Genomic DNA, 23,170 nt, shown 5'->3' with positions numbered 1-23,170 from the left:
TTTAATGAAGGTTGCCTTATTCATACCCTGCTACATTGACCAGTTTTATCCCAAAGTTGGCATAGCTACTTTACAGTTGTTAGAAAAACTTGGCTGTGATGTAAGTTTTCCTTTGGAACAGACCTGTTGCGGACAGCCGATGGCCAATAGTGGTTTTGCTGCTTTAAGCAAGGGTTGTGATATCAACTTCATTAAAAATTTTTCTGGATTTGATTACATCGTTGCTCCTTCGGGGAGTTGCGTTTTGCATGTAAAAGAACATTTAAGCAATGAGGAAGATGGTATAGAAGCATCTCAAATTCGGAATTCTATTTATGAACTCACAGAGTTTTTGACTGATATTCTGAAAGTCAAAAGCATTCCGGCAAGTTTTCCTCATAAAGTAGGACTGCACAACAGCTGTCACGGACAACGGGGATTGAATCTTTCTTCAATGACCGAAAGAATGCTGCCTGAATTCTCGAAGCCTGAGCAATTGCTGAAATTGGTTGCAGGAATTGAGCTGAAAAAAGCAAAACGAAATGATGAATGCTGTGGTTTTGGAGGAACTTTTTGCGTGTTCGAAGAAGCAGTAAGCGTAAAAATGGGAAAGGATAGAGTCAAAGAACATGAAGATAATGAGGTTGATTATATAACAGGCGGAGATACAAGCTGCCTAATGCATCTGGAAGGGATATTAAAGAGACAAGGAAGCAAAATAAAAACGATTCATATTGCTGAAATATTGAATCGGGTGTTATAAAAAATGAAATTAATCTTTAGTAAAGATTAGATAAATTTAAAAGGATGACCGTAAAACATGCTGATTTAGCGGAAAAATTTATAGCTGACGAGCCTCGAACCGACTGGCACGACGATACTCTGTGGTTTGTTCGTGAAAAGCGGGACAAGGCAGCTCATGGTTTGCCGGAATGGGAGCAATTAAGAGAATGGGCATCACAAATTAAAAATAATACGCTTTCTAATCTTTCGAATTATTTAAAAGAATTTGAAGAAAAAGCGGCAGCAAACGGTATAAAAGTACACTGGGCTTCAGATGCCAAAGAACATAATGAGATCATTTATGAAATTATCTTAAAACATGGCATCCAGAAAATCGTAAAAAGCAAAAGCATGCTTACCGAGGAATGCCATTTAAATGAATTTTTACAGCACCAGGGCATAGAAGTAGTAGACACTGATTTGGGCGAACGCATTGTGCAATTTCGAAAAGAACCGCCAAGTCACATCGTTTTGCCGGCAATTCATTTGAAAAAGGAAGATGTAAGTGCCACTTTTCACGAACATCTAAAGACTGAGAAAGGAAATAATGATCCGCAGTATTTGACTGAAGCTGCAAGACAGCATTTGCGCAATAAGTTTGTAGAATCACAATTGGCAATAACAGGCGTCAATTTTGCCATCGCGGAAACGGGTGGTTTTGTTGTTTGTACCAATGAAGGAAATGCTGATATGGGAGCTCACACAGCACCTGTGCATATTGCGTGTATGGGTTTTGAAAAATTGATTCCCAAAGCGGACCATTTATCTGTTTTTTTGAGATTATTGGCCAGAAGCGCTACAGGACAACCAATTACAACATATTCAAGTCATTTTCAGAAACCAAGACCTGATCAGGAAATGCATATCGTGATTGTAGACAACGGACGAAGCAAACAGTTGGGACGAGAAGATTTTAGAAATTCGCTGAAATGTATTCGCTGTGCGGCTTGTTTCAACACTTGTCCTGTCTATCGCCGAAGCGGTGGACATAGTTATCATACGGCTGTTGCAGGACCAATTGGTTCTATTTTAAATCCAAATCTGGACATGAAAGCCAACGCTGATTTGCCTTTTGCATCAACCCTATGTGGGAGCTGCAGCAATGTTTGTCCGGTAAAAATCAATATCCACGAACAATTATGGAAATGGAGACAAGTAATTGTTGAAGAAGGCTATGTGGCAGCAAGCAAAAAAATAAGCATGAAAGGAATGAGTTTTGTGTTTTCGAATCCTAAGATCTATCGTTTGCTGGGAAAGACGGGGAGAAAGGTCATTCATTTTTTTCCATTTATGGTAAACAATAAATTAAATCCTTGGTTCAAGCAAAGAGAAATGCCTTCTGCTCCAAAAGATTCATTTCATGACTGGTATTTAAAAAACAGAAAAAATTAATAGCTGACTGGAAATATGAGTGCAAGAGAAAATATATTGAATGCCATCGCAATGAATCAGCCTGAGTTGGCTGAGCTTCCTGTTATCGACCTGGCATCAACTATTCATTATGAAGATTCATTTATTCAGTTTAAAACGGTATTGGAAAGTATTGGCGGGAAAGTGGAATTAATTTCGCATATAACTGTTCTAAAAGATAAATTGGCTACCGATAAAACGACTGGAAATTTCATAGTAAATACTATTGAGGCACTTGGTGATGTTGATAAATATGTTGCTTTGTTGCCGGTATTTGATTTAGAGAAAGTAGAGAAGGCTTATGTCAAAGGTACACTTGGAGTAGCAGAAAATGGTGCGGTATGGATTTATGAAAGCCAAATGATAAACAGGCTGATTCCTTTTATATGCCAGCATTTGATTTTAGTAATGGAGAAAAAAAATATTGTAAGCAATCTTCATCAGGCGTATCAAAAAATTGATGTGGAAAAAGAAGGTTTTGGTGCATTTGTCGCAGGACCTTCAAAAACGGCCGATATAGAGCAGTCATTGGTGATAGGAGCACACGGTGCAAGAAGTGTTGTGGTTTTTGTAATTGAATAATGAATAAAAATGATGTTTTTTTGAATGAAACATCATATTTAGAATAAATTAGAAGAAGTATAATATAATAAAGGAAATAAAATGAAACTAATACGATTTGGAGAACCGGGAAAAGAGAAACCAGGTATTTTAATAGGAGAAAAAAGGTATGATGTATCGTCAATAGTAACAGATTACAACGAAGCTTTTTTTGAAGAAGACGGATTGGCGATGTTGAGAAGAGTTTTAGGTCGCAATCCTGCTTTGCCTGAAGTTGGTGCTGATGTGCGTTTAGGTTCTCCGGTTGCAAGACCTTCAAAAATAATATGTATCGGATTGAATTATGTAGATCATTGCGTCGAAACTAATGCGCCGATTCCGACAGAGCCGATTATCTTTTTTAAATCGACTACGTCATTATGCGGACCAAATGATGACTTGATTATTCCGAAAAATAGTGAAAAGACTGATTGGGAAATTGAGCTTGCATTTGTGGTTGGCAAAAAAGCAAGTTATGTAGAAGAATCTGAAGCATTAGACTATGTTGCGGGTTATGCTTTGCTAAACGATTACAGCGAAAGAGGTTTTCAGATCGAACGCGGCGGACAATGGGCAAAAGGAAAAGGCTGTGATACATTTGCACCGCTTGGACCGTTTTTGGCAACGCAAGATGAAATTAAAGATGTCAATAATATCCCAATGTGGCTGAAGGTAAATGGAAAGAAATTTCAAAACAGCAATACTTCAAATCTAGTTTTCAAAATCCCATTTTTAGTACATTATTTAAGCCAATTCATGACATTGCTTCCTGGCGATATCATCAGTACAGGGACACCTCCAGGAGTTGGTTTGGGAATTAAGCCTGATCCTATTTATATCAAACCGGGAGATGTCATCGAATTAGGTATGGACGGTTTGGGAAGCAGTACGCAAACTGCAGTTGCGTATAAATAGTAGAACTTAGGTTTGATCTGTACGTCTGGAGAAAATATTTTTTGCATTGAAGAAAAGGCGCAGATCATATTTTTAAAACGTAAAAAAACAAGTGATTGCTGAATAGTAGTAATTCTATTCTCAATCACTTGTTTGCTAAATAGTATTTATTGGATAAGGAAAATGTAGCAATTAATTTTTAACAGATAAAAATCTGAAAGTGAAAAAAGGAGAAATTTACAAAGAGATTTTTTTAGAATTTGATTTAAATGAAATCAATCATTTTGACTATGCTGTTTATCGAGTAAAAATTCCTGATAATGTTATCGATTCTGAAAATTTGATGTGCGTAATTTATTGTTTGCCAGATAATAGAAAAGATAAAGCAAACATTAATGACAAAGCAGCATCAGATATTTTGTTGGCAACAGTAAAAGGTCAAAGCTCAGAATGGATTGAGTGGAAGATTGATCACCAGCAATTGAAAATACTTGACTTTAATAAATCTTTATTATTTAAAATTGTTTTTACAGCTCATCGTTTACATGCTGCGCCGACATTTAATTTAATAAGTGTTTTTTAAATTAGCAGTAAAGTCAAATACTTCTATTTTGCTTAGTTTTTTGTTTCAGATTTTCGGTTTTTCTACCACTTAACAGTTTTGTCAATAAAAAGGATTAATTGATCAGCCATGGACTGTTGCTCTTCTCTATTTGGATGCCCTGATCTATTTTTGTAAGGAAAGAAGACAGTATGAATTTTTTCATCTTTCAATCCAGCTACAGCCTGCTGTATATATCCAGGCCATTTCGAACCTGGCTGAGTGGCATCCATATTTCCTAAAGCACAGATAATATAAGCTTTTGGGTATTTGGCGCGGATACTCGCAACGAAATTCTGATATGATTTTATGATAAAATCTTCTGTAGGCTTTGTTGTGCCAAACCTCTGTTTAAATTCTTGATGTTCAGGTTTGTTGATCAGCCAGGAATCATTTTGAAACAGATTAATCACCACTACATCAGGGGTGTAGTTATTAAAATTCCATTTTTTTGAAGGGTCAAAAGGATCAGTACGATCATAGATTTCGGACATTATTTCCGGAAACCAGCTGAGCATGATGCCGATACCGCTTCTGGCAATGATGGATGATTGTGCATTAAAGTGCCTTGCAGTTAACGCTGCGTAGGTGTAATAGTTGTTGAAAAGCTCAGGTTTCCCAGAATCATTCATTCCCTGTGGGACATCGACTCCATGACCAGCAGTAATAGAATTTCCATAGAATTCTATTTTTCGTTTAGGCAGTACCGAAGGTTTGAACAATTTTGCTTTTCCGCCAATTTCGAAACCATAAAAAATATTAGCAGAGGTGCTGTTGGAAAGTTTATATAATTGCAGTGAATGTTTCCCTTTAGAAAGATTTTCTGCGAGCAAAATATCTTTTTTTATACTGTCTGATTCAAACTTAAGAGCTTTTGTAGCATCATTATCTATAATAGCATAAAAATAGCCTTTTTCTTTGCTCGACTTCATGGTTGCCTTAATGTTTGTACCAGTAAAATTTATTGTCGCCGAAGTTCCAGGCCAGTAAAAAACAGCTGCATCTTTGCTCGTTTCTACTCTTCCCATATAGGTGATTTTTTTATCATTAGGTTTAATAAGTAACTGACCGAAACTCTTCAGACTAGTGAATACAAAAAATAGATAAAAAGTGTGTTTAAAAAAAACAGTCATAGTTTGGGATTTAAAATTTAGTAAAAGAAATTGCCAGAATTGTAAAAAAGGATTAATTTTTAATGTTTGTGGTTTTAATATTAATATTGTTGTTCCTGCATTTTTTGAAAATTTTTAAAGGAAAGAAGAACAGAATTATTGTTTTTTCTTAAAAATCAAAAATACAAAGTCAAAGTGCAATCAACATAACGGATGTAAAAAAAAATCAAGTTAGTTCGAATTCATTAACAACTTCATTAGAGGCATTTATTCGACATATTTCTTCAAAATCATAAGGTGAAAAATTTAAAGTTTCTAAAAATTCGTCAACCTTCTTTTTTATTTTCTGGTTTGTTGTCAGATAAAATATTTCGTTTGCATTTATAGTAACTGGTGAAATTAGATTAGGATTTAATATTGTAAGTATTTTTAACGAATAGGCTTTTGGCAATAAGCGAGCTATTATTTCACTAGAGAGTTTTGTTCTTAATTCAAATTGAAGGCATTCCATACTGAAAATTGAATTGTTTGTATGAATTAATATTTTGCCTGTCATATCTGGCAAATCAGACATAAAAGAATCGATTTCTTCAAAGGGAACAAACAATATAATTATCTTGGCTTTTGCGGCTTTTTCTTTACTGACAAATTTTACGTTGCATCCCATTTCTTGTACTGTTGCCCTCATAGACTCATTGTTTCGGTAGTGGCTAATTAGTACTTCATGTCCGTATTCAATAGCTCTGGTGGCGAAATTCAATGTTGCACTACATACTCCTATAATTCCTATTGTCATTAGTCTTGGATTTTACTATGGATCTTACTTCTATTTTGAATTGCTTAAAAGGTATGTACGAATACAATACCTATTCTCTGCTGAATTGGTTTTCTTTTCGTTGTATATTAATTAGATTTTTTTTAAAAATTCGGGACCTTATCAAATCAGATGCGGGACAATACTTTTAAGTTTCGATTGTTTTATTTGAAATTTATGGCAAAAAAAATAATAAACTATCGATTAAAAAATAACCATTTTAAGTTTGCTTAATACAATATTTCAGGCCCCGCATTTTGATTTAATTTCAAGAATAAAATTATTAAAATGCTGAGTTCAATTATAATGCAAAATTATCCTTAATTAAGTGTTTATTGCCTTTGTGTATTTTTCTTAAAAAGACGAAATATGAGATACGTCAGTTATTTACAATCTCTTTACTAAACTTTTATAAACTGTTTTTTTATTGCTTTAAGAAATAGCTTATTTCTTTTTAGGACCTAGAAAAAAATGGAGGATTTTAACCAAAGAAGGGAAGAATATCCTCCTCTGGGATCTTCAATAGCAATAAATTTGAAATCGTTCTCTAAAAGAAAATCAATGTTAGAATTGCTTTAAGAAACAGAATAGTAACCGTTGATGAAACGGGAGCCCAATAAATCATGTTATTGTAACATCAGATAATTATTGATTAAACAAGGACAATATTCAATTAATTAAAATACTTCACGTATTCTACTTTTATATTTTTAAAAAATGTATGAATTTAATGAAAACCTATATTCCTAATAATATGAAAACTTTTCTTTTAGTAATAATTTCTTTTCTGGGACTTCAAAATCAATCTTTTGCGCAACCTTATAGTATTCCGGCAAACTCAAAGAAAATTGTTGTTTTAGGAAATAGTATTACTTATGCCGGGTATTATGTGTCGTGTATAGATGCTTACCTGCGTCTGCAATATCCAGAAAGACATTTTGAAATAATTAATGTGGGTTTGCCTAGCGAAACTGTTTCGGGTTTGTCTGAGCCTAATCATGCAGATGGTAAATTTCCTCGACCAGACTTGCATGAGCGCCTTGATCGTGTTCTAAAAAAACTAAAACCTGATTTGGTACTTGCCTGTTACGGCATGAATGATGGCATTTACCTGCCTTTTGACAATGAAAGATTTCAGAAGTTCTGTGAAGGAATCAACTGGTTGCATGAGGAGGTAATAAAATCGGGCGCTTCGATAATTCATATTACGCCTCCAATATATGATGAACGAAAAGGAAGTGCTTACGCCAATGTGCTTGATGTATATTCAGACTGGCTGATCAGCCGTCGCTATACAAGTGATTGGAGTGTGATTGATGTTCATTGGCCAATGAAAAAATATCTAGAAGATCAACGCCTTAAAGATTCAACATTTGAGTTTGCGGCAGATGGTATACACCCTGATAATCTTGGACATTTTATTATAGCAAAAAATATTCTTTTGGGTTTAGGTGAAACAAAAGTTGCAAATGCGGTAGATATGAAAGATGTTTTATCTAGGTATAAAAACGGCGAATCTATTTTTCAGCTAGTAGAAAAAGAACAAGCAATCAAGAAAGATTCCTATTTAAGTTCAATCGGGCATAAGAGACCAGGAATGAACGTTGGATTTCCTTTATCTGAAGCCGAAAGACAATGTACGGATATCAAAAATCAGATACAAATGATTATCAAACGCTAAAGTGCAATAGTTCAACATAAATATTAGTTTGTTTTTTTTTTAGTGGTAAGGAGCCACTGTAATGGTGGCTTTTTTTAAAATTATAAATGAGTTGAAAAATTTTGAGGTAAATCTGATTTTTTTTAACGGAAATATTACCAATAAAATCAAAAAAAAGCTAATACAAATTTTAAAAAAAATATAAAAACTGATCAAAATGAAATACACTAAACGGATTTATTTATACTTCCTTTTTTTACCCTTAATGCTTTTGTCCCAAACAAAAGGAATAATTGAAATCCAGAACAATTCGGATTTAAACAGAAGTGAAGCTGTTGTTGCTGTCAAATGGGAAACCATTTTGGCACATTACCCGCAAATAGACACGACCAATTTTGTTGTGATCAATGCATCAACCAAAAAACAGGTTCCTTATCAATTGGAACACCAAGGACTTCCGGGGATTCAAAATTTATTGTTGCAAGTAAGTGTTAAAGCCAGAGGGACACTTCGTCTTTCTATTCAAAAAGGGAAACCAATAGTATTTCAAACCAAAACTTTTGCCCGTTTTGTTCCTGAAAGAATGGATGATTTTGCCTGGGAGAATGATAAAATTGCTTTTAGAGCCTATGGTAAAGCACTTGAAAAAGAAAAAGATAATGCTTATGGATTAGACATTTGGGTAAAACGTACCGATAAAATGGTTATCAATGAACGATATAAATTAAGAGAGTATCATATTGATCACGGAGATGGAATGGATTATTATCATGTTGGGTTTTCATTAGGCGCAGGAAATATGGCTCCTTATGTTAATGATACCATACGTTATTCTGCCAATTATCATCGTTGGAAAATATTGGATAATGGTCCTTTGCGCTCTACTTTCAAATTGGAATATGACACCTGGGATGCATCCGGAATTAAAGTTTCCTGCATTCGAACTATTTCACTAGACGCAGGTTCACAACTTAATAAGATAGAAAATGTTTACACTTATTCAGATAGTAAAGCATTGCCGGTTGTTGTTGGAATAATCAAAAGGCAGGGAGCAGGTGCTATTTCGTTAAATGAAAAAGAAGGTGTTATAGGATATTGGGAACCTACTCATGGCGAAGATGGAACGACTGGCGTTGGTGCTATTTTGACAACTCCTGTTAAGAATACGCTGGTAGATAATAAGCAATTGTTAGCCATAACAGAAACAAACAATAATGGAGCGATTGTATATTATACCGGCGCGGCTTGGGATAAAGCTGGTAAAATTACAAATGAAGTTCAGTGGTTTGAATATTTGAACAATTTTTCTAAAGAATTAAAAAGTCCGTTAGTAGTGAGTGTGAAATAAAAACATTTGACCTTTTAATCAATGGATAAAGAAGGTTTAAAATAAATTTTTGTGTCCGGCGATTTGTTTAATACAGAGGGATTTCCGAAAAGCGGTTTTGGAACTGATGATTGGCAAGAGTTGCCCCGTTTTAATTTTTTTTAAATAATACTTGAAATTGTTGTTTATGAAAACAATAAGACAAGTAAGCTTCGGTTTAAAGTACTAGAGGCGAGTAGTGTTGCTGTTGAAAAACTAGCAACTTGAATTAACTAAGAATAAATAATAATGAAAAAGAACTGCGTTTTACTTATTTTATTGATCTGTTGCTTTTTTCAAAACCATCGTGTTTTGGGACAAACGGTATCAGACTATGAAACGATCATGCAACGTATACGCGAAAACTTAATTAGTGGTACAGCTGTAACCGCGTTAGATAATGCAGTGGCCACTACACTTCCTACTTTAAAGAGCGATGGTTCCTGGGGAGATATAAATTACAGTGATCGTACTCATGCCACTTGGATTCCGGATACGCATCTGAATCGTGTAAAAAACTTCGCACTAGCCTATACGATGCCCAGCTCTAACTATTATGGTAATAAGGTTTTGTATCAGGCAATTATAAATAGTTTGACTTATTGGGATCAAAAAGATCCGCAAAGTGGCAGTTGGTGGTGGAATCAAATATCAAGTCCTCAAAAAGTAGGACAAATTCTGATTTTACTTCGTAACAACACAACTCAACAAATACCGTCCTCCCTCGAAGCTAATCTTATAGAGCAGATGGATAGGGGGAATCCAGTTACACAAACCGGTGCTGCGAACATGGTGGATGTTGCTACGCATTATATTTATAGAGGCTGTCTTAAAGCGGATAGTGCTATTGTGCAAATAGGCGTAAATCAGTCTTTTATGCCTATAGTGTTGACCACTGGTGACGGTGTTCAATATGATTATTCTTATAAAGCTCATGGGAGTCAATTGTATATGGGGGGCTATGGTAGCGTTTTTATTGACGGCGAAATTAATGTTGCCATGTATGTTAGAGGGACTTCTTATGCATTGTCGGGTACCAGTTTGAATCTTTTATCTCTTTTTGTACGAAACTCTTATCTTAAATGTATTCGTGGTAAGAATATAGATTTTAATGCCTTAGGGCGTTCCATTAGCAGAATTAATGCTTCAAATCAATCAAGATTAAGTTTGTCATTGGAAAAAATGAAACTTTTGGATCCAAATAATATTGGCGCTTATGATGAGGCCATAGCCCGTCTAATAGGAACTCAACCGGCGTCGTACGGGCTAAGTGCCAAAAATATTAATTATTGGAGTTCGGATTATGTTCAGCACATCAGAAGCGGCTATAATTTTGGTCTTAGAAACGTTTCTACCCGAACTTTAAGATCTGAAAATGGAAACGGAGAGAATCTTAAAGGGTGTTTTCTTACAGAAGGAGCCACTAGTATTGCTGTTACCGGGAATGAGTATGCTACTATTTTTCCGGTATGGGAATGGAACAAAATTCCTGGGGTAACCGCTCCGGAATACGCCACTATTCCTGTACGTGCAGATTGGTATAGCCTTCCTGAACACAAGGGCAAATCATCCTTTGTGGGTGGGGTATCCGATGGGGTTTATGGTGCTACGGCTTATGCCTTTAATGATTATGGCGTAAATGCCCGCAAGTCATGGTTCTTTTTTGATGATGAAGTAGTCTGTCTTGGTGCCGCCATTAATGCTACAGCTGCCGAAACCATCAATACCACCGTAAATCAATGTCTGCTGGATGGCAAGGTAACGGTGTCGTCCAATGGAAGGACTTCTGTAGTAAGTAAAGGGGCTAACAATTATAATGGAAATCTGCAATGGGTATTACACGGTAATGTAGGGTATTTTTTTCCTCAGGGGGGGGATTTACAGTTGACTAGCCAGACTCAAAACGGTAATTGGCATGATATCAATACAACTCAGCCTAATAAACCGGTTAGCAGCGATGTGTTTACCTTGTGGTTTAATCATGGCGTTAAACCTACTGATGCCAGCTACGCTTATATTGTGGCACCCAATAAAACTACGGTGCGGGATATGAAGAAATATGATGCCAGCAAGATTCAAATAATGACAAATAGTTCTAGTGTACAGGCCGTAAAACATACCGGATTGAATGTAAGGCAAGTGGTTTTCTATGAGCCTACTACTTTTACAAATGGCGGTGTAAGTGTTCGTGTCGATAAGCCTTGTGTGGTGATGTTAAAGAATGTTGGTACTCCAAATGTTTCGGTGGATATTGCCGATCCAGCACAGAGTAATGCCAAAATCAATGTTTACCTGGATTTGCCAGGAATCGCATCAACCAGATTTTTGGAATGTACCATGCCTTCAGCTCCTTACGCGGGATCAAGTGTTTCATTTACAGTGAATGCCGGTACGCCTATATATGTGACTCAACCATAATACATAAGCTATGTTTTCGATTATAGTTGAACTGGAACCGGGGTTGTCTGTAATAATGAACCATCTAGACCGTGTCAAAAAAATAAACCCAATAATCAGCCTGTAAGATGACCATTACTATGAAAAAAAATTAAATGATTTAACCATGAGACTAAAAACACTATTCACTCTTACTGTTCTTGTAACGTCTTCTGCTTTTATTCAGGCACAAGTCAGACTCCCAAAAGTATTGGGAAGCAATATGGTATTACAACGAGAAAAGCCTGTGCCTGTATGGGGATGGGCTAATCCAGGCGAACGGGTCACTGTATCTTTTTCGGGTCAGAAAAAAAACGCTAAAACAAATTCTGATGGAAATTGGAAAGTAGAACTATCTCCTTTAAAAGCATCAGATAAGCCAAAGGTGATGACAATTTCTGGCAGCAGCAATACGATTAGCCTTTCAAATATTCTTGTGGGTGAAGTATGGTTATGTTCCGGCCAGTCGAATATGGAATATAGCATGAAGTTACTTCCCCAATATTTTGTCAAGCCTAAGGTGGGGATTGACAGCTCAGCGTTGGAATTAACTAAAATCTATCCCAACATTCGCTTATTTAAAGTTGAGAAGGTATTGAGTAGCCCTGATGTAACAACAACCGGTTGGAATGAGTGTGCAGGCACGGCTTTTGAGCAGTTTTCTACTGTAGGGTTTTATTTCGCAAAAAATATTCAGTCAAAGCTACACATACCCATTGGGGTCATTTTTTCTGCATGGGGTGGAAGCCGTATTGAGACGTGGACGCCAGCAGAAGCTTATAAAGCCGTACCAGCATTTGCAGCAGAGAGCAAAAAAGAGCCGTTTATGATTGATAACATTGCCCCTGGAAAGAATAATGAGAGCATGATACAGCCTTTAGCGCCCTTTGCATTGCGTGGCTTTCTTTGGTATCAGGGCGAGGCAAATTGCCTGAATAATGATGGAATACGGTATGCTGATAAAATGCAGGCATTGATTGAAGGTTGGCGTACACAATGGGGGAATGACAAACTTCCTTTCTATTCGGTACTGATTGCTCCCTATTATTATAGTAAGAGGAAGGAAAAGACTTCCGTACCGCGTACTGCAGAAAGGCTCCCTGAGTTCTGGGAAGGGCAAACACAGTCTTTGAAAATACCGCATACTGGTATGGCTGTCACCACGGATTTGGTGGATACGCTTACAGATATTCACCCATCGTATAAATGGGAAGTAGGTAGAAGGTTAGCATTAATTTCACTTGCAAATACCTACAATAAAAAAGTAGTATGCAGTGGACCAGTTTTTGAAAGCATGAAGGTACAAAATGGCAATGCTATCCTGTCATTCAAGTATAGTGATGGACTGAAAAGTAATTATAATAAACCGTTAAATTGGTTTATGGTAGCAGGGAATGATGGTAAGTTTGTTCCTGCAACTGCCCAAATCCAAGGTCAAAAAGTCATTGTATCTGCACCTGGGATTACTAATCCTGTGACTGTGCGTTTTGCTTGGGATGAAACAGCTATGCCAAATCTGTTTAACGGTGCAGGACTTCCTGCTGTTCCATTTCGTACAGACGCTATTGATTGGAAATCTAAATAAATTAAAAGGAAAATGAAAAAAACACATCCGATAAACGGTAAATTCAAATGGCAAATAATTATAATAATATTGCTCACAACTTGTTTTTCAGAAACTCTTTTTGCACAGACAACCTATTGTAACCCTGTAAATATCAGTTATCGATTTTGCATCAGAAAAGACTATGGGGGAAGAATTTTAGGAACACAATCCTATCGTGAAGGCGCCGATCCGGACATGCTGGTTTTTAAAAATGAATATTATTTGTTCGTCTCCAGATCGGGAGGCTATTGGCATTCGAAAGATATGATTGCTTGGGATTTTATTACGAACAATGATTTGCCTTGGGAAGAATATGCGCCAACCGTTGTAGAAATGAACGGAGAAGTCTATTTTATGGCTGCAGACCAAAAACTGTACAAAACATCCGACCCGAAATCGGGAAAATGGACGTACATAAGGAATTATAAATTGAGCGGTTTCACCGATCCTTGTTTGTTTTTGGACGATGATAAAAGACTCTATTTGTATTATGGCAGCTCCAATGATAATTTACCGTTGTACGGAATCGAATTGGACGTAAAAAACAACTTTGAACCCATTGGGGAAATTCAGCCGATGGTGAATTTGCATCTCGATAAATATGGATGGGAGAACAAAGGATCAGATCGATTATTGAATCGCCCAAAACCTTGGCTGGAAGGGGCGTGGCTCAATAAATATAAAGGGAAATATTATTTTCAGTATTCTTCGCCCTTGCAGGGAAAAGAATACAACGATGCAGTTTACATAGGTGATCATCCGCTGGGGCCTTACACGATTGCTAAACATAATCCGTATGCATACAAACCTACGGGCTTTGCTTTTGGAGGAGGTCACGGAAACACGTTTAAGGATATTTATGGCAATTATTGGCATAGCGGAACCGTTGGCGTAAATATTTATCAATTGTTTGAGCGTCGAATCAACTTAATTCCGGCGGCTTTTGATAAAGACAATAATTTGTATTCCAATTCGTATTTGGCAGATTACCCGCATTATATTCCAAACAAAAATCTAAAAGGCAACACCGATTTATTTACGGGTTGGATGTTGCTTTCGTACAACAAAAAAGTGGAAACTTCATCGGTTTTGGAAAATTTCAATCCTGAAAATGCGGTTGACGAAAACATCCGAACTTTTTGGAGTGCCAAAACAGGAAACAAAGGTGAATGGTTGAGTTTGGATTTAGAAAAAGAATATGAGGTTCGCGCAATTCAAATCAATTTTACCGATAAAGACACTGAACTTTTGGGAAGAGCTGATTATGTGCCGTATCAATATGTAATTGAATATTCAAATGACAAGAAAAACTGGACGGTTTTAATTGATAAAAGCAATAACGTAAATGATTATCCACATGATTATTCTGAATTGCCAAAAGCAATCAAAGGGCGTTATTTCAGAATTACCAATCACCATGTACCTGACGGAAAATTTGCGATAAGCGGTTTCCGTATTTTCGGAAAAGGGAATGATAAATTGCCGCAACCCGTAAAAAATATCAAAATTGAAAGAAAAGATTCAGACCGAAAACAAGTAACCGTTAGTTGGGATAAAGTTCCAAATGCTACGGGCTACATAGTTAGATATGGATTGGCAAAAGACAAATTATATTTGAATCATCAAGTCTATTCTGAAACTTCGGCCACCATTTTGAGTTTGAATGCAGGTGCTGACTATTTTTATGTGGTTGATGCATTTAATGAAAGCGGAATTACAAAAGGGAAATAATTTTGAATAGAATATAAAAAATGAACCAATCGGTCATAAGGAGCAACAATTTGATGCGTCTGGTGCAGAAATTCGAATTATTATAATTTTAAGACCTCGAGCGCACTCGAGATGCACACGCATCTCGAGTGCGCTCGTTTTATACAAAAAAACAATTAGAATTATATCTTTCTAAATGATATTACACTGTCTTTAAAACTTTAAAAGAGATTAATGTAGTCTATTTGCATCAGTGTTTTGCATTGTACTTAATCAACTCAACTATTTAATTCTGTTTTTTGTTTTTAATATAATCTGTTGGGGTGATGCCATATATTTTCTTGAATTCTCGTGCAAAATATTTTGGATCATTAAATCCAACTTGTGAAGCTACCGAGATAACAGAAATTTCTCCTTTTTGGAACAACTCGACGGCGTGTCTCAAACGCTGAGCTCTAATAAATTCATTTAAGGTCAGATTGGTCAGTGCACTAAATTTCCTGTACAAACCTGATTTGCTCATGCCAATTTCTATAGTAATAAAGTTGAGATCCAATTCTGTATTTGAAATATTGTTTTCTATAATTTGTTGCAGTTTTTGCAGAAATAACTCGTCTTGAGATGATTCAGCATTGGTTATAATCGGCAATTGCAGCAACTGTTCGCTATATTTTTTTCGTAATGCTTCTTTTAAGGCTAAAAGATTACGGATGTTCAGATGTAAAATCTGCTCACTGAAGGGCTTTGTAATATACGCATCGGCACCGTGTTGCAAGCCGTGGATTTGGTTTATAGGCGCTGATTTGGCTGTCAGAAGAATAACAGGGATATGTGAAGTTCTTATATCGGTTTTGATTTTCCTGCAAAATTCCAAACCATCCATAACCGGCATCATTACATCGCTAATAATTATATCGGGAAGGGTTTGAATGGCATTTTCCCAGCCTTCAAGTCCGTTTTCTCTTTCGTAAATATGATACTGGCTCTCCAAAGATTGTTTGATAAACTCCCTTACTTCATCATTATCTTCAACAATCAAGATGGTTGCAGTTTTATTTGTATTCACAACAATTTGCGTGTCAATAAAGTCCTCTGAAAAATCTTCGGGCGCATCTTCTTGTAAATAATGGTCAGCTTCCTCATACATATTAGTTTCAACGTAGGATATTGCTGGTGTAATATCAATTTCGCTCAAATGATTTTTGCCTAGCTGCAACATTACCGTAAAAGTAGTTTTTCCCGTTTCGTTCACTAAAGCAGGCGTACTTGTTACGCTTATATTGCCTTTGTGCAGTTCTATCAAACTTTTTGATAAGGCCAGACCAATGCCCGTTCCCATTTTTTGTCCGGCTTGATAAAAGTTTTTGAAAACATCATTGATATTGTCGATGGCAATTCCTTTGCCATTATCGCTCACAGTAATTTCAACTTGCTGTTCTTTCAAAGATATCTCTAAGCAGATTTTGCCTCCTTTTTGTGTAAACTTGAAAGCATTAGACAATAAATTAAAAAACACTTTTTCCATTTGATCTTTATCGAAATAGACCAAAATCTGGGGATCGCTGGTTTTAAAAGAGTATTGAATGTTTTTTGATTCGGCAAGTGTTTGAAAGTGATTAAAAACTTCTTTCAAGGCTTTTACAATGTCTTCTTCTATAAACAGAAGTCGCAGGTTGCCGGAATCAGCTTTTCTGAAATCCAACAATTCGTTTACCAATCGATATAAACGTTCGGTATTGTTTTTAATGCTTAGTGCATATTTATTGGCCTGTGTATTTTTTACAGTTAGTTGCTCTAATTTTTCAATTGGACCTAAAATCAGGGTTAACGGAGTCCTGATTTCGTGTGAAACATTGGTAAAGAAATCCAACTTCATTTGATAGTCCTGTTTCTGATGCTCAGCTCTCAAATTTTCAAAATAAAGCTCTTGTTTTAGTCTAGCTCTGGCTTTAAAAAACTTTATGATATAATAGGCTATTGTATAAGCTATAGCAAAATAGATAAGATATGCCCACCAGGTTCTCCAGAAAGGCGGCAGTATTTCAATGTCAATTTTTTTGATATTCTTGCTCCAAATTCCATCGTTATTGGCTGCTTTGACTAAAAACTGATAATCACCTGCCGGTAAATTGGTATAAGTGGCGGAAGGTATTTCTACATAACTCCAGTTTTTATCAAAACCATCAAGTTTGTAGGCATACTTGTTTTTGTTTGATTTTATAAAGTTTAATGCGGAAAATTCGATTGTGAAATTGTTCTGAGTGTGGTCAAAAGTTAATGTGGTGCTAAAATTAATGTCTTGTTTTAGAAGTTCACTTTCATCATTAATTTTAACAGGTGCATTAAATAATTTGAGGTCAGATAACACAACATCAGGTGGGACTATGTTTTTTTCTATATTTTTAGGTAGAAAACTGATAAAGCCATTGTAGGTTCCAAAAAATAGTCGCCCCTGAAAGTCCTTTAAAACAGAAGTAGTATTGAATTGATTATCAGGCAGACCGTCAAGGATATTAAAAGTTCTGAAAGTATTTAAACGGCGGTTGTATTTTACCAAGCCATTATCAGTGCTTATCCATAAATTGGTTTCGTTGTCTTCTGCAATAGCCAATATATTATCGCTGGGCAAGCCATTTGCGCTATTAAAAATTTTAAAAGTATTGTTTTTGATGTTAAGTAGAGCTAACCCATTATGATAGGTTCCTACCCACATATTGTTTTTGCTGTCTTCCAGAAAACAGTTAACCCTATAATTAAACGATCCGTTTAGACTGTCTTTAAAATTTTTAAGTTGAAATTTTGAGTCATGATAATTATAAATCCTGTCAGTAGTGCCTATCCAGATAATATTTTTCTTATCTTGAAATAGTGCATAAATTGGTTTTTTTACAACTATATTATTTTTAGAATTTATAAGCCAAAATTTTTGTTGAGCAATATCATAAACATTAAGACCTAAATCGGTTCCAATAAACAACTTATTTTGTTTGTTGATAAGCAATGAGTTGACTTCATCTGATGCAATACTATTGCTGCTTTCGCCATTTCGTTTGAAAACCTTAAAAGTCGCGGTTTTAGTATTAAAAAAATTTAGACCACCAAACGAGGTACCTATCCATAAGTTTTGACTTTTATCTATAGCGATGGCTTTAACTAAATTAGAACTTAAGCTGTTCTTATCATTAATTTTATTTTTATATGTGGTGAATTGCTGGCTGCTTCTGTTGAAATTATTTAATCCTCCAGCTTCTGTACCAATCCATAAATTATGCTTGCTGTCTTCAGTAATAGCGCTAATTATATTACTGCTGATGCTGTTTTTATAAATGCTGTTTTGATAAACTGTAAAAGGCGTATTTACAGAATAAACTACATTTACTCCTCCAAAATAAGTTCCTATCCAGACAGAACCGTTTTTGTCCTGAAAAATATCGTAAATAGAATTTTGGCTTAAACTGTTAGGATCAGTTGGATCATGCTGATAATTAATAAATTGAAAAGTTTTCGGATTCAAAACCGATAAGCCATCCTGAGTTCCGATCCAGAGTGAACCATTTTTATGAAGCAAAATTTTTCGGATTGTATTATTTACCAACGAGTTTTTATCATTGCTTTTTTTTTCAAAGTGAGTCAGGCGCATTGATTTTTTGTCAAAAACAAAGAGGCCGCTTTTTCTTGTCCCGATCCAGTATCTTAAATTTTGATCTTGCACGATACTGGTAATAGGATCAATATTCTCACCGTTTTTAAATTGGGAACTAAAATGCCTTTTTACATTTAGTTTTTTGTTTCCAAAAAATAATTCAAATAAACCATCAGATGTTCCAATCCAAATATGATGCTCATTGTCTTCAAAAATGGATGAAACTTTTTTGATGTTTTTGGCGATTGTAAGAGATATAATTTTTTTACTATTTGCGGCTTTGAATCGCAACTGATTAGATGAACCTATCCATAAATTGCCCTTCTTGTCAGGCAATACCGTTAAAATGCTTTCTTTTTGCGGAATTATAGTTTCAAAGGAGTTATCTTCTAGGTGGCATAGATCTAACCCTTTGGTTGCAATCCACATTATGTTATTACTACCTAATGCCAGATTTTGAATCCAATCTGCAGAAGATATACTGGCTTTATTTTTCGGGTCATTTTTAAAAACTTTAAAAGTACGCCCGTCAAAACGATTCAATCCATATTTGGTGCCCAGCCAGATATAGCCAGTTGAGTCTTGACTGATTGATAAAACCGAGTTGTTTGATAAACCATTGGTGACATCCAATCTATTAAATGATAATGATTTGCTTTGACCAAAGCTTTCAGAGCTCGAAAAAAGTAAATTCCAAAAGCAAATCCAGAAAAAAACAAATCTCAAAATTTGGTATTTAAAAATCATTGAAATTTTTTAGTTTTTATAAATTAAGCGACACATTGATGTTATTTGGAATATCCAAAATTTACTATTAAGAGATGGGGAGTTCTTAAATAATGTTTGGATGAATTGTAGTTTGATTACCAGAATAAATATTTGTCAAAAATAACAGAAAATTTATAAGCACAAAGATTAGTGTTAATTTTTTTGCCACTAGCGATTATTAAATTGTTGCTTTATTGCTATTTTAATATGAAATTACATAAAAAATAATAAAAATAAATAATTATTAAGAAAATTTTTAAAAATAGAGAAATAGGATTACGCCAAAAAAGGAAATCAAAAAACTGGGAAGAATACACTCTAAAATGGTTAGATTGTCACCCTTCTTTAAAGATGCTTTATAGTAAATTTGAAAATGTTTCCGCAATGCAAAAACGTTTTCGTAATTTTTAAGATAATTAAATCATTCAATTAAAAATATACTAATTTATTGCATGTCATAACAACTAAAATTTAGCCTATTTAAGCCATTTAACGACAACTAAAATAAATAATAATGTTCATAAAATGCCATAACTTTAAAAACTGCACTACAATCGTAATTGCAACACTTTCACTTTTTTGTTCTTCTTATTCAGATGCACAACAAAAACCTAAACTCTTTCAAGATGGAGATCGAGTTTGCTTTGTAGGGAATAGTATTACCAATAATGGCGAATTCCATAACTTCATTTCTCTGTTCTATGCAACCCGATTTCCAAACCAGAGGCTGACCTTTTTTAACTGTGGTATTTCTGGTGATGTAGCTTCTGGCATGCTTCAACGAATGGATGATGATATCCTCAGTCATCACCCTACCAAAATAGCACTTATGGTGGGAATGAATGATGTAAAACCTTCACTTTATACAGAAAACAACCGTAATGCTCAAGGAGATAAACTTAAAAACGACGCTTTGAATCTTTACCATGAGAAAACGGAAGAGCTATTGCAGATATTTAAAAAAAATAATCTGGAGGTTATAATTCAAAAACCTACAATATACGACCAAAATGCCAAAACAAAGGAAGTAAACTATTATGGAACTAACGATGCACTGCATAAAGCTGGGGACCACATGGCGTTGATGTCCAAAAAGTATAATACTCGATTGGTAGATTACTGGACAATCATGAACCGCATCAACAATGAACTTCAGGCCAAAGATTCTACTTCAACGATTACTAGCAAAGATCGTGTACATCCTGCTTCCCCTGGACACTTTGTAATGGCCTACCAATTTTTGAGCACATTAGAACCCAGCAAATATGTTGCAAAAATAGTCATTGGAAAAAATCTTAATAAGAGCAAAGCGCAGAGCATAAATTGTTCCATTACTGATCTTAAACATGATAACGGGCAACTCACGTTTCGATGCTTGGAAAACAGCTTACCGTTTCCTGTTACAGATGCTGCCCAACCGGCACTTGCGTGGGTACCATTTATAAACGACCTAGATCAAGAGTTGCTCCAAGCTGATGTGGCTGGGAATGGTAAATTTGAGCTTTCGATTGATGGGATAATTGTTGGGATTTACACTGCTGATGAGTTGCGTAATGGTATCAATTTGGCTCAAAATCAAAAGACACCGCAATACCAGCAAGCTGTAAAAGTGATGGGAATTGTCCAGCGCATCAGAGCAGCACAAGCGCGTTTGCGAAATATTAAGCTAGTAGAATATGGCCATCTAAATGATGCACCAGCAAACATGAGTATCGACCAAATTGATGCTTATTTGAAAAAAAGACTAGAGGAAAAGTTTAAAGGGTCTGATTTTCACGAAAGAAATTTCAGTAGTTATATTAAAAACAAGCCACAACAGGCATCAATTGAACAAGAGATAGAAAATCTTCAAGATAGTGTTTATGCTGAAAACCATCCTAAAGAACATAACTATATGATAAAAGCGGTTAAGTAAGGGAAGACCTAAGCACCTTTTAATTATTTCCGATTAAAACATTTAATAATAACTCAAACAAGCAATAATGTTAATAAAATGCCATAACTTTAAAACCTGCGCTACAATACTAATTGGAGCTATTTCCCTTTTTTATTCTTCTTATTCATTTGCCCAGCAAAAACCTAAACTCTTTCACGACGGAGATCGGATTTGCTTTGTGGGAAACAGCATTACTCATAATGGAGAATTCCATAACTTAATTTCTCTATTCTATGCAACCCGTTTTCCAAACGAGCGACTGACTTTTTTTAACTGTGGTATTTCTGGTGACAGAGCTTCCGGCGTTCTTGGACGAATGGATGATGATATACTTAGTCATCGTCCTAACAAAGTAGCACTTATGATTGGGATGAATGATGTAAACCGTTCACTTTACACAGAAAAAAACCGTAATAATCCTCAAGTAGAAAAAGCAAAAAGCGATGCTTTGAATCTTTATCGTGAGAAAACGGAAGAGATATTGAAGATATTTAAAAAAAATAATCTGGACATTATAATTCAAAAGCCGACAATATACGACCAAAGCGCCAAAACAACAACAGAGAACCTTTATGGAGTTAACGATGCACTGCACATAGCAGGCGACCACATGGCATTGATGTCCAAAAAGTACAATACCCGATTGGTGGATTACTGGACCATTATGAACCGAATCAACAATGAACTTCAGGCAAAAGATTCTACCGCAACGATTACTAGTCTGGATCGAGTACATCCTGGTTCCCCTGGACATTTTGTAATGGCCTATCAGTTTTTGAGCACATTGGAACCAAACAAATATGTTGCAAAGATCGTTATTGGAAAAAATCTTAATAAGAGCAAAGCACAGAGCATAAATTGTTCAATTACTGATCTTAAACACGATAACGGGCAACTAACGTTTCGATGTCTGGAGTACAGTTTACCGTTTCCTGTTACAGATGCTGCCCAATCGACACTTGCATGGGTACCATTTATAAACGACCTAGATCAGGAATTACTTAAAGCTGATGTTTCTGGGAATGGCAAATTTGAACTTTTGATTGATGGAATAACTGTGGGACTTTACACTGCCGACGAGTTGCGTAATGGTATCAACTTGTCACAAAATCAAAAGACACCGCAATACCAGCAGGCATTAAAAGTAATGGGAATTGTACAGCGCATCAGAACCGCTCAAGTACGTTTGCGATATAATAAGTTAGTAGAAATAAATGATCTAAAGGATGCACCGGCCAACATGAGTATCGACCAAATTGATGCTTATTTGAAAAAAAGACTAGAAGAAAAGTTTAAAGGTTCTGATTATCACCAAAAATATTTCAATAATTATGTTAAAGACAAACCACAACAGGCAGCTATTGAACAGGAAATAGAAAATCTTCAGGATAGTGTTTACACTGAAAATCATCCTAAAGAACATAGCTATTTGATAAAACCAGTTAAGTAAGGTTTTAATAAAATGATCATATTATTTAAAAAGCCATCCCAATTTTGTTGGGATGGCTTTTTAAATAAAGATACTAACCGATATAACGTTAATAAAATTTATTAGATGTGCTAACAGTTTGGAATTCTGGTTGAAATTAGAAAACTCCATACTGTTAGCACATTCAGTTTTTATACAGTTATTTACCCAGTTTTTAATATTTAGTTCTGCATCTTAGAGATTAAGAAGGATATGAATTAGCTAAACTTCAGTGATTGCAATTTCTTTTTCTTTAATTATTCTTTTCCCTTTCAGTTTGCCTCTGAGATTTATTAATCGAATGTCGGCAGTAACCACGATCAGTTCATTATTTTTTTCTCAATGGTAATTTGATCAAAGCTGTAGCAAATGACCTTTCTTTTT

15 protein-coding genes are annotated in these 23,170 nt (G+C 35.4%); 12 read left to right on the top strand and 3 right to left on the bottom strand.

What is annotated here, in order from left to right; genetic code table 11:
• The first annotated feature begins 4 nt into the window (after positions 1 to 4).
• The 5 genes from FND99_RS14450 (at position 5) to FND99_RS14430 (ending at position 4,249) form a co-directional block, all read left to right on the top strand.
• The gene (locus FND99_RS14450; protein ID WP_144338652.1) at positions 5 to 742 is read left to right on the top strand and encodes a (Fe-S)-binding protein; all 738 of its coding nucleotides are present in this window, start codon (positions 5 to 7) and stop codon (positions 740 to 742) included.
• 44 nt (positions 743 to 786) lie between these two features.
• Positions 787 to 2,154 (top strand): lactate utilization protein B, encoded by a 1,368-nt coding sequence (locus FND99_RS14445; RefSeq protein ID WP_144338651.1) that lies wholly within the window; start codon positions 787 to 789, stop codon positions 2,152 to 2,154.
• Positions 2,155 to 2,169: 15 nt separating this feature from the next.
• On the top strand, positions 2,170 to 2,754 hold the full coding sequence (locus FND99_RS14440) for a LutC/YkgG family protein (protein ID WP_144338650.1): 585 nt from the start codon (positions 2,170 to 2,172) through the stop codon (positions 2,752 to 2,754).
• A gap of 81 nt (positions 2,755 to 2,835) precedes the next feature.
• Positions 2,836 to 3,687 carry a fumarylacetoacetate hydrolase family protein gene (locus FND99_RS14435; protein ID WP_144338649.1) on the top strand — a complete coding sequence of 284 codons (852 nt, stop codon included), beginning with the start codon at positions 2,836 to 2,838 and terminating at the stop codon, positions 3,685 to 3,687.
• Positions 3,688 to 3,886: 199 nt separating this feature from the next.
• On the top strand, positions 3,887 to 4,249 hold the full coding sequence (locus FND99_RS14430; RefSeq protein WP_144338648.1) for a hypothetical protein: 363 nt from the start codon (positions 3,887 to 3,889) through the stop codon (positions 4,247 to 4,249).
• Between the two features lie 62 nt (positions 4,250 to 4,311).
• On the opposite strand, the gene FND99_RS14425 is transcribed toward FND99_RS14430, so the two are convergent.
• Positions 4,312 to 5,295: an SGNH/GDSL hydrolase family protein gene (locus tag FND99_RS14425; protein WP_162615558.1), complete on the bottom strand. Its 984-nt coding sequence runs from the start codon at positions 5,293 to 5,295 to the stop codon at positions 4,312 to 4,314.
• A gap of 310 nt (positions 5,296 to 5,605) precedes the next feature.
• Positions 5,606 to 6,175: an NAD(P)-binding domain-containing protein gene (locus FND99_RS14420; RefSeq protein WP_144338646.1), complete on the bottom strand. Its 570-nt coding sequence runs from the start codon at positions 6,173 to 6,175 to the stop codon at positions 5,606 to 5,608.
• A gap of 772 nt (positions 6,176 to 6,947) precedes the next feature.
• Between FND99_RS14420 and FND99_RS14415 the strand changes: the two genes are divergently transcribed.
• The 5 genes from FND99_RS14415 to FND99_RS14395 all read left to right on the top strand — a co-directional run bounded on the left by FND99_RS14415 (position 6,948) and on the right by FND99_RS14395 (position 14,992).
• Positions 6,948 to 7,874 (top strand): SGNH/GDSL hydrolase family protein, encoded by a 927-nt coding sequence (locus tag FND99_RS14415; RefSeq protein WP_144338645.1) that lies wholly within the window; start codon positions 6,948 to 6,950, stop codon positions 7,872 to 7,874.
• Positions 7,875 to 8,070: 196 nt separating this feature from the next.
• The gene (locus FND99_RS14410; protein WP_144338644.1) at positions 8,071 to 9,201 is read left to right on the top strand and encodes a DUF4861 family protein; all 1,131 of its coding nucleotides are present in this window, start codon (positions 8,071 to 8,073) and stop codon (positions 9,199 to 9,201) included.
• 267 nt (positions 9,202 to 9,468) lie between these two features.
• Positions 9,469 to 11,637 carry a polysaccharide lyase 8 family protein gene (locus FND99_RS14405; RefSeq protein ID WP_144338643.1) on the top strand — a complete coding sequence of 723 codons (2,169 nt, stop codon included), beginning with the start codon at positions 9,469 to 9,471 and terminating at the stop codon, positions 11,635 to 11,637.
• 145 nt (positions 11,638 to 11,782) lie between these two features.
• The gene (locus tag FND99_RS14400; RefSeq protein ID WP_144338642.1) at positions 11,783 to 13,240 is read left to right on the top strand and encodes a sialate O-acetylesterase; all 1,458 of its coding nucleotides are present in this window, start codon (positions 11,783 to 11,785) and stop codon (positions 13,238 to 13,240) included.
• Positions 13,241 to 13,252: 12 nt separating this feature from the next.
• Positions 13,253 to 14,992 carry a discoidin domain-containing protein gene (locus FND99_RS14395; protein WP_144338641.1) on the top strand — a complete coding sequence of 580 codons (1,740 nt, stop codon included), beginning with the start codon at positions 13,253 to 13,255 and terminating at the stop codon, positions 14,990 to 14,992.
• A gap of 265 nt (positions 14,993 to 15,257) precedes the next feature.
• On the opposite strand, the gene FND99_RS14390 is transcribed toward FND99_RS14395, so the two are convergent.
• Positions 15,258 to 19,361, bottom strand: coding sequence for a hybrid sensor histidine kinase/response regulator transcription factor (locus tag FND99_RS14390; RefSeq protein ID WP_144338640.1), 4,104 nt, complete (start codon positions 19,359 to 19,361; stop codon positions 15,258 to 15,260).
• A gap of 535 nt (positions 19,362 to 19,896) precedes the next feature.
• On the opposite strand from FND99_RS14390, the gene FND99_RS14385 reads away from it, so the two are divergent.
• On the top strand, positions 19,897 to 21,297 hold the full coding sequence (locus tag FND99_RS14385; protein ID WP_144338639.1) for an SGNH/GDSL hydrolase family protein: 1,401 nt from the start codon (positions 19,897 to 19,899) through the stop codon (positions 21,295 to 21,297).
• Between the two features lie 67 nt (positions 21,298 to 21,364).
• The gene (locus tag FND99_RS14380) at positions 21,365 to 22,768 is read left to right on the top strand and encodes an SGNH/GDSL hydrolase family protein (protein ID WP_144338638.1); all 1,404 of its coding nucleotides are present in this window, start codon (positions 21,365 to 21,367) and stop codon (positions 22,766 to 22,768) included.
• The last annotated feature ends 402 nt before the right edge of the window (positions 22,769 to 23,170 follow it).

The organism is Flavobacterium daemonense (assembly GCF_007341385.1).
GTDB classification, from domain to species: Bacteria; Bacteroidota; Bacteroidia; order Flavobacteriales; family Flavobacteriaceae; genus Flavobacterium; species Flavobacterium daemonense.
This window is presented reverse-complemented; position numbering and strand designations above follow the sequence as displayed.

Excerpts from the sequence above, each read along its gene's own strand:
- FND99_RS14400 (WP_144338642.1), top strand. The coding sequence starts at position 11,783 with ATGAGACTAAAAACACTATTCACTCTTACTGTTCTTGTAACGTCTTCT.
- FND99_RS14425 (WP_162615558.1), bottom strand. The coding sequence starts at position 5,295 with ATGGGAAGAGTAGAAACGAGCAAAGATGCAGCTGTTTTTTACTGGCCT.
- FND99_RS14420 (WP_144338646.1), bottom strand. The coding sequence starts at position 6,175 with ATGACAATAGGAATTATAGGAGTATGTAGTGCAACATTGAATTTCGCC.
- FND99_RS14405 (WP_144338643.1), top strand. The coding sequence starts at position 9,469 with ATGAAAAAGAACTGCGTTTTACTTATTTTATTGATCTGTTGCTTTTTT.
- FND99_RS14395 (WP_144338641.1), top strand. The coding sequence starts at position 13,253 with ATGAAAAAAACACATCCGATAAACGGTAAATTCAAATGGCAAATAATT.
- FND99_RS14415 (WP_144338645.1), top strand. The coding sequence starts at position 6,948 with ATGAAAACTTTTCTTTTAGTAATAATTTCTTTTCTGGGACTTCAAAAT.
- FND99_RS14435 (WP_144338649.1), top strand. The coding sequence starts at position 2,836 with ATGAAACTAATACGATTTGGAGAACCGGGAAAAGAGAAACCAGGTATT.
- FND99_RS14445 (WP_144338651.1), top strand. The coding sequence starts at position 787 with ATGACCGTAAAACATGCTGATTTAGCGGAAAAATTTATAGCTGACGAG.
- FND99_RS14440 (WP_144338650.1), top strand. The coding sequence starts at position 2,170 with ATGAGTGCAAGAGAAAATATATTGAATGCCATCGCAATGAATCAGCCT.
- FND99_RS14410 (WP_144338644.1), top strand. The coding sequence starts at position 8,071 with ATGAAATACACTAAACGGATTTATTTATACTTCCTTTTTTTACCCTTA.
- FND99_RS14390 (WP_144338640.1), bottom strand. The coding sequence starts at position 19,361 with ATGATTTTTAAATACCAAATTTTGAGATTTGTTTTTTTCTGGATTTGC.
- FND99_RS14450 (WP_144338652.1), top strand. The coding sequence starts at position 5 with ATGAAGGTTGCCTTATTCATACCCTGCTACATTGACCAGTTTTATCCC.
- FND99_RS14385 (WP_144338639.1), top strand. The coding sequence starts at position 19,897 with ATGTTCATAAAATGCCATAACTTTAAAAACTGCACTACAATCGTAATT.
- FND99_RS14380 (WP_144338638.1), top strand. The coding sequence starts at position 21,365 with ATGTTAATAAAATGCCATAACTTTAAAACCTGCGCTACAATACTAATT.